The sequence below is a fragment of the Proteus alimentorum genome, from assembly GCF_002607735.1.
In the GTDB taxonomy this organism is placed as follows: Bacteria; Pseudomonadota; Gammaproteobacteria; order Enterobacterales; family Enterobacteriaceae; genus Proteus; species Proteus alimentorum.
On sequence record NZ_NBVR01000013.1, the window covers coordinates 156,766 to 171,591 of the forward strand.

At 41.6% G+C, this 14,826-nt stretch carries 13 protein-coding genes; 5 read left to right on the forward strand and 8 right to left on the reverse strand.

Annotated elements, in window-relative coordinates; translation table 11 throughout:
* Positions 1-102: 102 nt before the first annotated feature.
* Complete coding sequence (gene zapB, locus B6258_RS02585; protein ID WP_036933299.1) at positions 103-345, forward strand: cell division protein ZapB; 243 nt, start codon at positions 103-105, stop codon at positions 343-345.
* A gap of 93 nt (positions 346-438) precedes the next feature.
* Here the strand turns inward: zapB and rraA are convergent, their stop codons facing one another.
* The 7 genes from rraA to priA all read right to left on the reverse strand — a co-directional run bounded on the left by rraA (position 439) and on the right by priA (position 8,464).
* The gene (gene rraA / locus B6258_RS02590) at positions 439-942 is read right to left on the reverse strand and encodes a ribonuclease E activity regulator RraA (RefSeq protein WP_006534154.1); all 504 of its coding nucleotides are present in this window, start codon (positions 940-942) and stop codon (positions 439-441) included.
* A 109-nt stretch (positions 943-1,051) separates the two neighbouring features.
* On the reverse strand, positions 1,052-1,969 hold the full coding sequence (locus B6258_RS02595; protein ID WP_099073970.1) for a 1,4-dihydroxy-2-naphthoate polyprenyltransferase: 918 nt from the start codon (positions 1,967-1,969) through the stop codon (positions 1,052-1,054).
* A gap of 97 nt (positions 1,970-2,066) precedes the next feature.
* Positions 2,067-3,401, reverse strand: a complete 1,335-nt coding sequence (gene hslU / locus B6258_RS02600; protein WP_099073971.1) for an HslU--HslV peptidase ATPase subunit — start codon at positions 3,399-3,401, stop codon at positions 2,067-2,069.
* A 12-nt stretch (positions 3,402-3,413) separates the two neighbouring features.
* The gene (gene hslV, locus B6258_RS02605; RefSeq protein ID WP_006534149.1) at positions 3,414-3,944 is read right to left on the reverse strand and encodes an ATP-dependent protease subunit HslV; all 531 of its coding nucleotides are present in this window, start codon (positions 3,942-3,944) and stop codon (positions 3,414-3,416) included.
* 114 nt (positions 3,945-4,058) lie between these two features.
* Positions 4,059-4,856 carry an SPOR domain-containing protein gene (locus B6258_RS02610; RefSeq protein WP_099073972.1) on the reverse strand — a complete coding sequence of 266 codons (798 nt, stop codon included), beginning with the start codon at positions 4,854-4,856 and terminating at the stop codon, positions 4,059-4,061.
* Positions 4,857-4,926: 70 nt separating this feature from the next.
* Entirely contained in the window at positions 4,927-5,958 is a 1,032-nt protein-coding gene (gene cytR / locus B6258_RS02615) for a DNA-binding transcriptional regulator CytR (protein ID WP_072064648.1), read from the reverse strand.
* Positions 5,959-6,262: 304 nt separating this feature from the next.
* On the reverse strand, positions 6,263-8,464 hold the full coding sequence (priA, locus tag B6258_RS02620) for a primosomal protein N' (RefSeq protein ID WP_099073973.1): 2,202 nt from the start codon (positions 8,462-8,464) through the stop codon (positions 6,263-6,265).
* 203 nt (positions 8,465-8,667) lie between these two features.
* Here priA and rpmE point away from each other — a divergent pair, with 203 nt between their 5' ends.
* On the forward strand, positions 8,668-8,880 hold the full coding sequence (gene rpmE, locus B6258_RS02625; RefSeq protein WP_006534140.1) for a 50S ribosomal protein L31: 213 nt from the start codon (positions 8,668-8,670) through the stop codon (positions 8,878-8,880).
* Positions 8,881-9,092: 212 nt separating this feature from the next.
* Positions 9,093-10,397 carry a type II toxin-antitoxin system HipA family toxin YjjJ gene (gene yjjJ / locus B6258_RS02630; protein WP_099073994.1) on the forward strand — a complete coding sequence of 435 codons (1,305 nt, stop codon included), beginning with the start codon at positions 9,093-9,095 and terminating at the stop codon, positions 10,395-10,397.
* A gap of 201 nt (positions 10,398-10,598) precedes the next feature.
* Here yjjJ and metJ read toward each other — a convergent pair whose 3' ends face one another.
* Entirely contained in the window at positions 10,599-10,916 is a 318-nt protein-coding gene (gene metJ / locus B6258_RS02635) for a met regulon transcriptional regulator MetJ (RefSeq protein WP_006534139.1), read from the reverse strand.
* Positions 10,917-11,198: 282 nt separating this feature from the next.
* Between metJ and metB the strand changes: the two genes are divergently transcribed.
* Both metB and B6258_RS02645 read left to right on the forward strand, forming a co-directional pair.
* A complete protein-coding gene (metB, locus tag B6258_RS02640; protein WP_099073974.1) occupies positions 11,199-12,359 on the forward strand; it encodes a cystathionine gamma-synthase in 1,161 nt (386 codons plus the stop codon).
* A gap of 9 nt (positions 12,360-12,368) precedes the next feature.
* Positions 12,369-14,807: a bifunctional aspartate kinase/homoserine dehydrogenase II gene (locus tag B6258_RS02645; RefSeq protein WP_099073975.1), complete on the forward strand. Its 2,439-nt coding sequence runs from the start codon at positions 12,369-12,371 to the stop codon at positions 14,805-14,807.
* Positions 14,808-14,826: the final 19 nt, after the last annotated feature.

The following is a 14,826-nucleotide window of genomic DNA, read 5'->3' on the forward strand; positions in this document are numbered from 1 at the left end:
TTTTGATAAATTGAAAAAAGAATGTAATTCCTCGGAAGATGCTAGACAGTTGTTGATAGGCTACTTACAATCGGAAGTATCGATTATATGGGGGATTACAGTATGTCATTTGAAGTTTTCGAGAAGTTAGAATCAAAAGTACAACAAGCAATTGATACCATCACGTTATTACAGATGGAAATCGAAGAGCTAAAAGAAAAAAATGATGCGCTGAACCAAGAAGTTCAAGAAGCGAAAGGATCGCGCGAAGCCCTTGTTCGTGAAAATGAAGAATTGAAACAAGAGCAATCAAGCTGGCAAGAGCGTTTACGTGCGCTGTTAGGTAAAATGGAAGACGTGCAATAATTGTCTTTGTTTGCTTAATGCCTAAAAAACAAAAGCCACCGTGAGGTGGCTTTTGAGTATTGAAATCGTAAGAACATAGATAAAAAGTTACAATTACTCTTCAATCAAATCTTCATCTAAGCCTAATGGCTCTTCAGATAAAATGATCCCTGTGTTATCAGCATAAAGATAATCACCAGAGAAGAAAGTAACACCACCGAAGTTAACACGGATATCACTTTCACCAATGCCTTCACTTTGGCAACCTGCGGGGATAGCTGCCATTGCTTGAATACCTAAATCAAGCTCTGATAATGCATCAACTTGACGTACAGCACCGTAAACGACAATGCCTTCCCATTCATTAGAAACAGCAAGTTGTGCTAGCTCAGCATCAACTAAGGCTTTACGTACAGAGCCACCGCCATCGACCAAAAGAATACGACCTTTGCCATTTTCTTCAAGTAAGTCATAAAGCAGGCCATTATCTTCAAAACATTTAACGGTGATGATTTGCCCGTTAAAGGCACTTTGACCACCAAAGTTTGAGAAAAGCGGTTCTACGACATTGATATCTTCTTGATAGATATCACAGAGTTCAGAAGTATCATATTTCATAGGAGATTACGTCAGGTTGCCACAGGAAAGTTCAGTATATCCCTTAACAGGGGCAGTTGGCAAAAGACTCACTGAAAATTCAGTGAGTCAAATCAACAATCGAGTGAAATTATTCTAAAATTAAACCTAAAGAGAAAAGAACGTTAGTTAACAGTGCTGCTTTTACCATGTGTTCGAGTAGAGGACGCATCGCCTCACCGGAATGATCGGCATTCACACGTTTGATATGCAGTAAAAGCATAGGGGTGGCGAGTAAAAATAACCACGCGGTCCAGCGATGCATATAAAGTAGAGTGAAGATAATTAAGCAAGCAATAGAGAGAAAAATAACACACGTATGGTAAGTTCGTGAGCCAGCAGGACCTAAGCGAACAGCTAATGTATTTTTACCTGCCTGAATATCACTTTCTAAATCGCGCATATTATTAATGTTTAGAACAGCGACAGAAAGTAAACCACAGGCTGTGGCAGGAAGTAGGGTAACAATATCAAAGGTATTGGATTGTAAGTAATAAGTTCCGATGACACTTAACCAGCCAAAGAAAATTAAAACAGAAATATCACCCAGTCCCATATAACCATAAGGGCGCTTACCCACGGTATAAGTAATCGCGGCAACAATAGCGAGTAAACCCATCACTAAGAAGCCAATAGCGTCTTCTGGCTTTTTACAGGCGACAATAATCAGTGCAATACCACAAATACAGGAAATAATGACATTGAGGATCAGCGCTTTTTTCATTTGAGCCGCTGTTATGATGCCTTTTTGCATTCCACGAAGTGGCCCTAAACGCTCTTCAGTATCCGTTCCTTTTACGGCATCACCATAGTCATTGGCAAGGTTTGATAGGATCTGTAACGTTCCCGCTGTCAATATCGCAAGCAGTGCAATAGGTAGCTCAAAATGCCCCATCCAATACGCTAATGCGGAACCAGTGACAATGGCAATTAACCCTAAAGGCAGTGTTTTGGGTCGTAAACTTTCAAGCCAGGCTTGAGTCCGGCTAGTGGAATTTAGAGAGCTCATGCTGAAATTCGATACTCATGTTCGTTGTTATTATAAAAATAAGAATGGGAGGCAAGCCTCCCACGTAAATATTGCTGATAAGGATCGCACAAGTTGATTATAAAATAAATCGACTCAGATCTTCATCTGCGACAAGCTCATCCAGATGCTGTTTCACATATTCTGCATCAATCAATACTGATTGACCTTGACGTTCACTTGCATCGTAAGAAATTTCTTCCATCAAACGCTCTAAAACAGTATGCAAACGACGAGCACCGATATTTTCAGTGGTTTCGTTTACGCGCCATGCTGATTCAGCAATTTTGCGAATACCGTCTTCGGTGAAGCTAATAGAGACACCTTCGGTCGCCATTAATGCTTCATACTGTTTTGTTAACGATGCATTCGGTTCCGTTAGAATACGCTCAAAATCTTCTGCTGTCAGCGCTTGAAGTTCAACACGAATTGGCAGACGTCCTTGTAATTCAGGAATTAAATCAGAAGGACTTGAAACTTGGAAAGCACCTGATGCAATAAACAGAATATGGTCTGTTTTTACCATACCGTGTTTTGTTGAAACTGTACAACCTTCAACCAATGGTAAGAGGTCACGCTGTACACCTTCACGAGAAACGTCAGGGCCAGAACTTTGTCCACCACGTTTACAGATTTTATCTACTTCATCAATGAAGACGATACCGTGTTGTTCTACTGCATCAATAGCTTGCTGTTTAAGCTCTTCAGGGTTAACTAATTTAGCCGCTTCTTCTTCAACAATAAGCTTAAACGCATCTTTGATTTTCATCTTACGCGCTTTTTGTTTCTGACCCGCTAAATTTTGGAACATAGATTGTAATTGATTCGTCATCTCTTCCATTCCTGGAGGAGCCATAATTTCAACACCCATTGGTGTTGCAGATAATTCAATTTCAATCTCTTTATCGTCTAATTGGCCTTCACGTAATTTTTTACGGAAAGATTGACGTGCTGCTGAAGGTTCTGATGCTTGTTCTGTTACGCCCCAGTTATTTTTTGCTGGTGGAATAAGGACATCAAGGATGCGTTCTTCAGCCATTTCCTCAGCGCGGAAGCGATTTTTTTCAATTGCTTGGCTACGTACCATTTTGACCGCAGAGTCGGTTAAATCACGGATAATCGAATCGACTTCTTTACCCACATAACCCACTTCGGTGAATTTAGTGGCTTCAACTTTGATGAAAGGTGCATTTGCCAATTTTGCTAAACGGCGTGCAATTTCAGTTTTACCGACACCTGTCGGTCCAATCATCAGAATATTTTTAGGTGTTACTTCATGACGCAGCGCTTCATCAAGCTGCATACGACGCCAGCGGTTACGTAGGGCAATCGCCACAGCACGTTTCGCTTTATCTTGACCAATAATAAATCTATCGAGTTCGCTGGCAATTTCGCGAGGAGTCATTTCAGACATGCTCTCTAATCCTTACTCTTTTGAAGAGAGTTCTTCAAAGTTGACATTATGGTTAGTGTAAATACAGATATCTCCTGCGATGCTAAGTGCTTTTTCAGCAATTTCTCGTGCAGAAAGTTCAGTATTCTCTAACATAGCTCTAGCCGCTGCTTGTGCATAAGGGCCACCAGAACCGATAGCAATTAAATCGTTTTCTGGTTGAACCACATCACCATTACCCGTGATGATAAGAGATGTATTTTCATCTGCAACAGCAAGCAACGCTTCTAATTTGCGTAGCATTCTGTCTGTGCGCCAATCTTTAGCAAGTTCTACCGCAGCTTTAGTTAAATGCCCTTGGTGAAGTTCTAATTTGCGCTCAAACAGTTCAAAAAGAGTGAAAGCATCAGCAGTGCCGCCAGCAAATCCCGCAATGACTTTGTCGTTATAAAGACGGCGTACTTTGCGAACATTGCCTTTCATGACGGTATTACCCATCGTCGCCTGTCCATCACCACCGATTACAACTTGGCCCTTACGGCGAACACTTACGATTGTAGTCATGAGTCAGCCCCTGGTTTAATCAATAAAAAAATGAGACGGGACGTGCCTTTATTTAAGATAAAGCACGGCCCGTTGTGAGAATTAGAATTATAGGTGGGGGAGAAAATTTATTTTTCAACCCCCAGAAGAGCGAAGAATACAACCTGATACGCCAGCTCCCGCCGCTTGTCTACTCACGGAATTGGCCTGTTCTTTACTGTAAGGACCTGATAAGACGCGGATCCAACCATCATTACCTTTTGTTACTCGGCTTTCAACACCCGAAAAAGCCAGAGTTGCTCTCACTGATTCAGCTTGTTCGGTATTTTTAAATGAGCCACATTGCACTAAAAAGTTTGCTTCAGTAACCGCAGGTTTAGGCGGTGTAACAATCGCAGGTGCAGGTACTTGCGATTGTTGAGTTTGTACAGGATGTTGTACAACAGAAGGCGTTGTTGTTGCAGGTGGTGTTACAATCACTTGTGAGCGCGGTACTTCACCGTTGTAAGGCACTTCTGGCAGTTGAACGGCAGGTTGGCGCTTATCCGCTTCAATTTGTTGTAAAAAACGCAACTGCTCAGGCGAAAGTGTTGCTTTCGGATTAATCTGGCTACCCGATGAAGGATATTCAGGCTGTAAAGGTGTACCTACCTGACGATTTTCCAATTCTTTAATATATTGCCAACGCTCTTGCGGTTTTGGCGGTAGGCTATTCGCTGGATGTTGCCCAGTGACGGTTGGCGTTGTTTCTACGGCTTCTTTTTTATTATGTGTAATAAAATAGAGGCCGCCGACAAACAGCGCCACAATAGCGATTGCCGCAATAAGCGTCGTTAAAGGCAGCCCTTTAGCAGCCTTTTTGCTTTTACTTTTCGTTGTCTTTTTACGACGAGCAGATGTCTGCCCTCGTCCCACATAGTCTCGTTGTGCCACAGTTCGATTCGCTGATAATTAAAGGAATAGGTATCACAAACGATATGTTACTTAACATAGTGTGTTTTGCCTAGCTTTTCAGCCGACAGACACTGTCTCTTATAATTAACTCACAATCTAATAAGCGAGAGCCGGGTGCAACAGGTCTACCTTGTAGTTGATCGAGTAATAGCAGCATAGATTCACGACCAATTTGATAACGAGGTTGTTCCATGGTTGTCAGAGCCGGTTCGCTATAACGTGTGATATCAAGATTATCAAAACCAATCACAGAGAGGTCTTTAGGGAGCTCTAATCCTAATTTTTTCGCCTGCCACATAACACCAATTGCCATAATATCACTATGACAGAACACGGCTGTCGGTGGCTCAGGTAAAGAAATCAGCTTTTTCAGACTTTCTGCACCGCTTTCATGGGTAAAATCACCACGAATAATATAATCTTCGCGTAAAGGTACGCCTGTTCTACGCATAGCTTGAATATAGCCTTGTAAGCGATAACGACATAAAGGCATATCTTCAGGGCCCGTAATGCACGCAATACGTTTATGCCCCATCTGCTGTAAATAATGTGTTGCTCTAAAAGATGCGGTGAGATTATCAATATGAACGGTAGGTAATTCGAGTTCAGGTGCAAACTCATTCGCCATGATCATCGGCGGTAAATTTTTCTGTTCTTCTTTGGAAACATCAAAAGGAATGTGTGAGCCAAGAAGTAACATACCGTCAATTTGTTTGGTGATAATCAGATTAATAAAGGCATTTTCATGCTTTTGCTGATGCTTACAATCACCAATTAACACGAGATAACCATGTTGTGCAGCGGTTTCTTCGATGCCACACACCACATCAGTAAAAAATGGATCGCTGATGTTAGGGACGATCACAAGGATCGTTTTTGACTCGTTACGCTTAAGGTTTTTTGACAGGTTATGTGGGTAATAGCCCACATCAAGAACAGCCTGTTCAACTTTCTGACGGGTTTGTGAGGATACTTTTTCCGGATTCATTAAAGTACGTGACACAGTTGCTGTGGACACGCCGGCTGCAAGGGCAACATCTTTCATTGTTGCTTGCGTATTATCTTTATTATTCTGTTGCAAACCCCATACCTCCCTTTTGGATGGTTTAGTTAAACGATTGCTTTTTTATTGCAAAAAAACCGCCAATATTAAAAAAAGATTTTATCGACGGTTTTTAATTCAAGAAATATTCTAAATTGTTATTCTACCCGCTTTTTAAATAGATACTGTTACCTAGTTTGCATAAAAAGTGTGATACCAATCGTTTTTATGAGGTAGTTCGCAAAATTGATAAATAGTCTAGGGTGGTAACGAGTATTCAAGCAAAATTGTATCTTAAACATAAGTCTGGCTAAAATAGACTTAATTTATACAGAAATGATCCTTAACAATCTGTTGGGTCAACATCAATATTCCATTTCACTTTTTTACTCTCAGGTAAGGCGACAATCTGAGGATAAGTGACAGACATTAATTTTTGTAAATAACCTCGAGAAGGATGCTGGAGCAATAATTGCCAACGATAATTTCCACCTCGTTTAGCTTGAATTGCAGGAACCGGCCCCATTACCCATAAATTAGCATCTCGCATTGGGTGTTGTTCAAAAAACTGTTTGAGTTGTCGCAAGAACTGAGGCGCACGCTGATTATTGTGATCTTCAGAGCGGATCATAATATGGCTAGAATAAGGCGGTAAAAAAGTCGCTTGTCGCTCTAGCAAAGCTTCTTTAGTGAAAGCGTCATAGCCTTTTTCTAATAGTGTCAGCAACAGAGGGTGATCAGGCTGGTGAGTTTGTAAATACACCGCGCCTTGTTTACCGGCACGACCCGCACGACCTGATACTTGTATATAAAGCTGCGCAAAGCGTTCGGCTGCACGAAAATCACTGGAGAACAGTGCGCCATCTACATCAAGTAAAGCCACTAAAGTGACATCAGGAAAGTGATGTCCTTTGGCTAACATCTGTGTACCGATAAGAATACGTGAGCCACCTTGATAAATATCTTCCAGTTGCTGCTCCAAAGCGCCTTTGCGACTGGTTGTATCTTTATCAATTCGCGTCACTGGTGTATCAGGAAATAATTCACCAATTCCTTGTTCAAGCTGCTCTGTACCTAATCCTACGGGCATTAAATTGGTTGAGCCACATTGCGGACATTGTGCTGGAATTCGTCGCTGACTATCACATTGATGGCAACGTAACATGCTATGTTTTTGGTGGATCGTATAATAGTGATCACAGCGAGGGCATTCTGCTATCCAACCACATTCATGACATAACAATGCGGGCGAAAATCCTCGTCGATTTAAAAAGAGCATCACTTGGTTACCCGCATTAAGGTGCTCTTTTATTGCTTTAATAAGAATTGGAGACAGCCCTGTTGTCAGCGGTTGCCCTTTTAAATCAATTAAATGCTCTGTTGCGGGTTTTGCATTACCTGCACGTTGAGTCAGTGTGAGTTGTTGATATTTTTTTTGCTCAACATTAAAACTGGTTTCAATTGATGGCGTTGCGGTTCCCATCACGATAGGAATATTTTCTTGTTTTGCACGGAAAACGGCGAGATCACGAGCATGGTAACGCCAACCATCTTGCTGTTTATAAGAGCCATCATGCTCTTCATCGATAATGATAATACCAAGATGCTGAAAAGGGGTTAGAAGTGCAGAACGTGTACCAATAATAATGGCATTATCACCTCGTTTGGCTCGTAACCAAACGGTTAAGCGTTCAGTATCATTTAATCCTGAATGAAGCACATCCACAGGCGCATTAAAACGAGCCTTAAAACGACGAATAGTTTGAGGTGTTAAGCCAATTTCGGGCACCAATACGAGTGCTTGTTTACCTTGTGCGAGAATTTTTTCTAAAACACTTAAATAAACTTCAGTTTTACCTGAACCTGTAATACCCAGCAATAGCCAAGGTGAGAATTGATCGGCCTGTGCTGTGATTGCACCTACTGCAATAGCTTGCTCTGTGTTTAATTTAAAACGTTCGCCTTGAACCGCAAGATCATTGTGCCAGTGTATAGGCGCAGGTTGAATAGGGCGAAGATCGACAAACTCTTTCTTTTTTAAGTTATTGAGTGTTGCCGTCGTGATCTCAAATTCATCAAGTTGATGGCGATATAAAGGTGTACGGCGAAGGGCCGCTAGTGCTTGTTGCTGTTTTTTTGCCCCTTTTAAACTATTGAGATCGAGATTAATCCCCTCTTCAGTGGCATACCATTGCCATAATGGTGTGAATTCTGCGGGTTTTCCTTGTCGTAGCAAAATCGGCATAGCATGAAATAGCACTTCCCCTAAAGGATAGTGATAATAAGCTGATGCCCAATTTAACATATCCCATAAAACACCCGGAAAGAGAGTTTCACTATCAAGGATCTCATCAATAGGCTTTAGCTTTTCGATAGGAAACTCACTGTGTGTACTGAGCCCTTTGACAATACCAAGAGAGCGGCGTTTATGACCAAAAGGCACGATCACCCGGCTGCCGATAACAGGCGCATCGATCCCTTCTGGTAACAGATAATCAAAAGAGGAGAATAGTGGTACAGGTAAAATTACCTGAACTATGGTCATATCAGGGGTTCCGAGAGTTTTAGCGAAAAGATGGCGTTAAGAATATCACAAAAAGTGTGCAGATTTCATTGCGCGTTTAGTGGATATTCTGTATGATCCGCCCCCTTTGGTAGATAAATTACCAAACACTTAATTTCAATCAACACGACGTGTGGTGTTCGGCTGTGGGCTGAATGGCGACACGGCCTTAGTAGAGGTTTTCCATGCAAAAAGATATCCATCCTAAATACGAAGAAATTACTGCATCTTGTTCTTGCGGTAACGTTATGAAAATCAACTCCACTGCAGGTCATAACCTGAATCTGGACGTTTGTGACAAATGCCACCCATTCTATACTGGTAAACAACGTGATGTTGCAACTGGTGGTCGTGTTGATCTGTTCAACAAACGCTTCAAAATTCCAGGCAGCAAATAAGATATTTGTTGTCACAAGATGTCAGCCTAGTCTGGCATCTTGCAGACAGTTCGGAATTGAGAAAAAGCCCAAAGTTTTTGCTTTGGGCTTTTTTTATGGGCAAAGTCCTCTCTTTTTAGATAATGTTTTTGGTAGTGACAAGCCAGATCACAACTGATAAATTATCTATTCATTCATCTATTCACTTACCTATTCATAAAGCAATTAATATCATGACAATACGCTCTGAATTGATACGGCAAATACTACGTAATGAACCTAGGTCAGCAAGGCAACTTATTGATATTATGAATGTTAGTCAGCCAACATTGTCACGGGCATTAAACTCGATAAGTGATGATATTGTGCGAATTGGTTCAGGATCTTCTATTCAATATGCTTTACGCGATAGTTCCCGTGAGTTTAATTCAGTTCCTATTTATCGCATAAATGAAGAAGGTAAGGTCAAGCCACTAGGTAAATTGACGCCAGTTTTCCCAGAAGGTTTCGTCATGGAGCGGATAGACAATGTGAACCGACATAGTGAAGGTTTGCCGTGGTGGTTATTGGATATGCGCCCCCAAGGATATCTTGGGAGAGCTTATGCTTCAGCCTATTCGGCTGAGCTTGGTTTGCCCCAAAACCCAGATCGTTGGTCTGATACCGATATAATCAGAGCATTACTGACTCATGGACATGATGCAGTGGGAAATCTGCTAATAGGAGAGCAGGCAAGAGATCAATTTTTGGGTATGCAGACACCAGAAATTGTTGAGCGTGATAAAACTTATCCCACATTAGCACGAGCTGTTAGTTCGGGAGAGGATCCTGGTTCATCCGCTGGCGGGGAGCAACCCAAATTTTGCACCTATACAGAGAAAGGCCATGTTATCGTAAAATTTACGGCGCCTGACGATAATGCTGTTAGTGAGCGTTGGCGTGATCTGCTTCAAGCTGAGCATCTGGCATTAAAAGTACTTGGAGTTGAAACAGAGGTATTTGATTTTGAAGGGCAACGCTTCCTCGAAATCCCACGATTTGATCGTGTAGGCCCACTAGGCCGTATAGGTCTTTTTTCTTTACAAGCACTAGATGCTGAGTTTATAGGACGGGCAAGGGAGCCTTGGCCAGTATTAGTTAATGAGCTAATTAAGCAAAAACGAGTTCATTCAGAGGCTGCGATTAGCACGGCACGCCGTTGGGCATTTGGTATGTTGATTGGAAATACTGATATGCATCATGGCAATTTGTCGTTTATCAGTAGACATGGCCGCCCATATGAGCTTTCACCTGCCTATGATATTTTACCAATGGGATTTGCGCCTAAGTCTGGTGGTGAAATAGTCAATACACTTCGTCCAGTGACATTACTTGATGGGATCAGCTGTGAAATCTGGCAGGAATGTTTAGAGTTGGCCGAGCAGTTTTATACTTTAGCTGAGAGCTGTAATTGTTTTTCTGACAATTTTTCTCCATGCCTTAAAGCGTTACGTAGTCATCTTGATGAAGCAAGTTCGCGTATATCTCGTCTAGGATGATGACAAATAGACCTAAAAAATTAATTTAAGATGATGTGTTGCTGGATTTTGTTCATGCGGTTGATGAGAACAATCTTCGATACATACCGAAAGAACCCCCCTCTCGCTAAAAGCTAGGGGGGCATAATCTGAAGCCCAAAGTTTTTGCTTTGGGCTTTTTTGTTCGTGTTAATCAAGCAATAAGTCAAAAACTGACGCTGATTAATACTCCCAAGTATCGGGATCAACCCCGCGCTGGCGCATTATTTCTTTTGCCTCTTCAGGGATTTCATCGTTACGTTCTTTACGTAAGTCTTCATCATTTGGGAGAGGCTGTCCGGTAAATGCGTGCAAAAATGCTTCACACAATAATTCACTATTGGTTGCATGTTTTAGGTTATTAACCTGACGGCGAGTGCGTTCATCAGTCAAAATTTTTAGCACTTTCAATGGAATTGAAACTGTAATTTTTTTAACTTGCTCACTCTTTTTGCCATGCTCAGCGTAAGGGCTGATATATTCACCGTTCCATTCAGCCATGGATTACCTTAATTAATATCATTTAGTTGAAGTCAGAATAGGGTTAACCCACATTCTGATGGGCAATACCAGTTTATCATGACTTTTCTAAAACCACCGACTCTTCTGGCTGAAGGTGAGAGAAAAAGTAACAGTCACTGGCGATATTCTTAATTTGGGTATTATTCCATTACTTAATCTATCCGTAAAGGAGTTTAGATGTCTAGATGTATTGACGTCTTGGTGTCTAATTGGATATGCTGTTGCAGACTTCTCCACTTATCGCTGTGACAAGGTGCCTGTATGACGAAGAAAACAGCAACAATTGCTATCCATAATGGGATAAATGAAGACACTCAATTTGGTTGTGTCGTACCGCCTATCTATCTTTCTAGTACCTATAATTTTTTAGAATTTAATCAACCTCGTGAACATGATTATTCTCGTCGAGGCAATCCAACGCGCGATATGGTACAAAAGGCATTAGCTGAGCTAGAAGGTGGCGTGGGCGCTGTTGTCACGAGTAGTGGAATGTCAGCCATTCATTTAATTTGCACCGTTTTTCTAAAACCTGGTGATGTGATTGTTGCACCTCATGATTGTTATGGGGGAAGTTATCGCCTGTTTAACAGCCAACAAGAGCGTGGTGCTTACCGTGTGATTTTTGTTGATCAAAATGATGATATTGCACTTAAGCGGGCTTTAGCGCATCAGCCTAAAATTGTTTTTATCGAAACACCAAGTAATCCTCTTTTAAGAATCACGGATATTCAAAAAATCAGTGAACTTGCCCATCAACAAGGCGCTTTAGTGGTTGCTGATAACACCTTTATGAGCCCTGTCTTGCAAAAGCCGTTAGCATTAGGCGCTGATATTGTTGTGCACTCATGTACAAAATATCTCAATGGACACTCAGATATTGTCGCTGGGGTTGTTATCTGTCAGTGTCAGAAACAGCTTGAGGCGCTAAACTGGTGGGCGAATAATATTGGCGTCACATCTGGCGCATTTGATAGCTATTTATTATTACGTGGCATAAGAACATTAGTGCCTCGAATTCGACTTCAACAAGAAAATGCACAGGCATTAGTGGCGTTTTTACAAACACAGCCTTTAGTCGAAAAAATGTATTACCCTGCACTGGAAAATCATGTTGGTCATCAAATAGCAAAAAAACAGCAACAAGGTTTTGGTGCAATGTTAAGTTTTGAGTTAAAAGGGGGGTTGGATGTGATTAAACTCTTTTTATCTCAATTAACACTCTTTACACTGGCAGAATCTTTAGGTGGGGTAGAGACCTTAATTTGTCACCCCGCCACCATGACACATGCAGGTATGTCAGAAGAAGCGAAAAAAATAGCAGGGATCAGCCCCTCATTACTTCGTATCTCGGTGGGTATTGAAGATAGCCAGGATTTAATCAACGATTTGCAAAGTGCGTTTGATGCAGCAACTAAAAGGTAACCATGGATCATGAGCGTAGTGGCGATTAAACAACAGGCGGAGCCGATTTGCCGTCAGTTACATAAATTCGGTGGTAGCAGTCTTGCGGACATAAAATGTTATCAACGTGTCGTGAATATCATGACAAACTATAGCCAACCTAATGACCTAATGGTGGTTTCTGCGGCAGGCTCGACAACGAATCAGTTGATTAGCTGGCTGAAACTTAGCCAAAATGATCGTATTTCTGCCCATCAAGTTCAGCAAACGTTGCGCCGTTACCAGTTATCTTTAATTGAAGGGTTGCTTTCAAAAGAGAATGCAGAATTACTTTCTTACGCCTTTATTGCTGATCTTGAACGCTTAAGTTATTTATTGGATAAACCTATTACAGACGCAACTTATGCAGAAGTTGTCGGTCATGGCGAAATTTGGTCTGCAAGATTAATGGCGACCTTGCTGTCAGAGCAAGGTTTACCTAGTGTATGGTTAGATGCGCGTGAATTCTTATGTGCTGAAAGAGCGGCTCAGCCACAAGTCAACGAAATGTTATCTCGCCCATTACTCCAATCACTGTTAGCTAAACATCCTGAAAGCCGTTTTGTTGTAACTGGTTTTATTAGTCGCAACCAACAAGGTGAAACGGTCTTATTAGGTCGTAACGGCAGTGACTATTCTGCAACACAAGTGGGCGCTTTAGCTGATGTCGGTAAAGTTACAATTTGGAGTGATGTTGCGGGTGTTTATAGTGCAGATCCTCGCAAAGTAAAAGATGCTTGTTTATTACCCTTGTTGCGTTTAGATGAAGCGAGTGAATTGGCTCGATTAGCCGCCCCAGTATTGCATACACGGACACTGCAACCTGTTTCAGGCAGTAATATTGATTTGCAACTTCGCTGTAGTTATCAACCAGAACAAGGTTCAACGCGCATAGAACGTGTTTTGGCATCAGGAACGGGTGCTAAAATCGTGACTAGTCATGATGATGTTTGTTTGATTGAACTTCAACTGTCATCTCATCAAAATTTCGAACAAGTGGCGAAAGAGGTTGATGAATTACTTAAGCGTGCACAAATTCGGCCTTTAGCTACTGGTGTGGATAAAGACAGCCAACTTTTACAGCTTTGCTATACCAGTGAAGTCGCTAACAGCGCATTAGATGTACTACAAGATGCCGTTTTACCGGGTAAATTACATTTACGGGAAGGCTTCTCATTAGTGGCTTTAGTGGGGGCGGGTGTCTGTAAAAATCCATTACATTGCCATCGTTTTTACCAACAACTGAAAGATCAACCCGTTGAATTTATTTGGCATGCTGAAGATAACATCAGCTTAGTTGCGGTATTACGTAATTATACCGAGCATTTACTGCAAGGTTTGCATCAAACATTATTTAGAGCTGAAAAACAAATTGGCTTAGTGCTATTTGGTAAAGGGAATATTGGTTCACGTTGGTTAGAATTGTTTGCTCGTGAACAAGAGCCTTTATCGGCGCGTAGTGATTTTGAGTTTATTCTTGCGGGTGTTGTTGATAGCCGTCGTAGTTTACTTGATTATCAAGGTATTAATCCAAGCCGTGCATTGGCTTTCTTTGATGAAGAAGCCACTGAGCATAATGAAGAGTCGCTTTATCTTTGGATGAGAGCACACCCTTATGATGATTTAGTGGTTGTTGATATTACTGCCAATGAGTCTCTTGCTGCATCTTATGAAGATTTTGCTAGCTACGGTTTTCATGTTATTAGTGCAAATAAAATTGCTGGTTCAGCTTCAAGTTTACGCTATCGTGCCACACGAGATGCTTTTTCTAAAACAGGTCGCCATTGGTTATATAACGCCACAGTGGGTGCGGGTTTGCCAATTAATCATACGGTGCGTGATCTGCGTGAAAGTGGTGACACTATTTTATCCATTAGCGGTATTTTCTCTGGCACACTCTCTTGGTTATTTTTGCAATTTGATGGCTCCGTTCCTTTCAGTGAGCTGGTGGAACAAGCTTGGCAACAAGGATTAACAGAGCCTGATCCACGAATTGATTTATCAGGGCAAGATGTGATGCGTAAACTGGTTATTCTGGCTCGTGAAGCGGGTTATGACATCGAGCCAGAACAAGTACGCGTGGAATCTTTAGTACCGCTACAAGCGGAAACTGGTTCGTTAGAGGCGTTCTTCGATAACAGTGCATTGATCAATGAACAAATGGTACAACGATTAGCTGCCGCAAATGAAATGGATATGGTATTACGTTATATCGCCCGTTTTGATGCTAATGGTAAAGCCAAAGTCGGTGTGGAAGCCGTGAGAAAAGATCATCCTCTCGCTTCACTATTACCAGGGGATAATTTATTTGCGATTGAAAGTCGTTGGTATCGTGATAACCCGCTGGTCATAAGGGGGCCGGGAGCAGGCAGAGATGTGACCGCAGGCGCAATTCAGTCAGATTTAAACCGCCTTTCTCAGTTACTGTAATTTAATTTTTTCTCTTTTA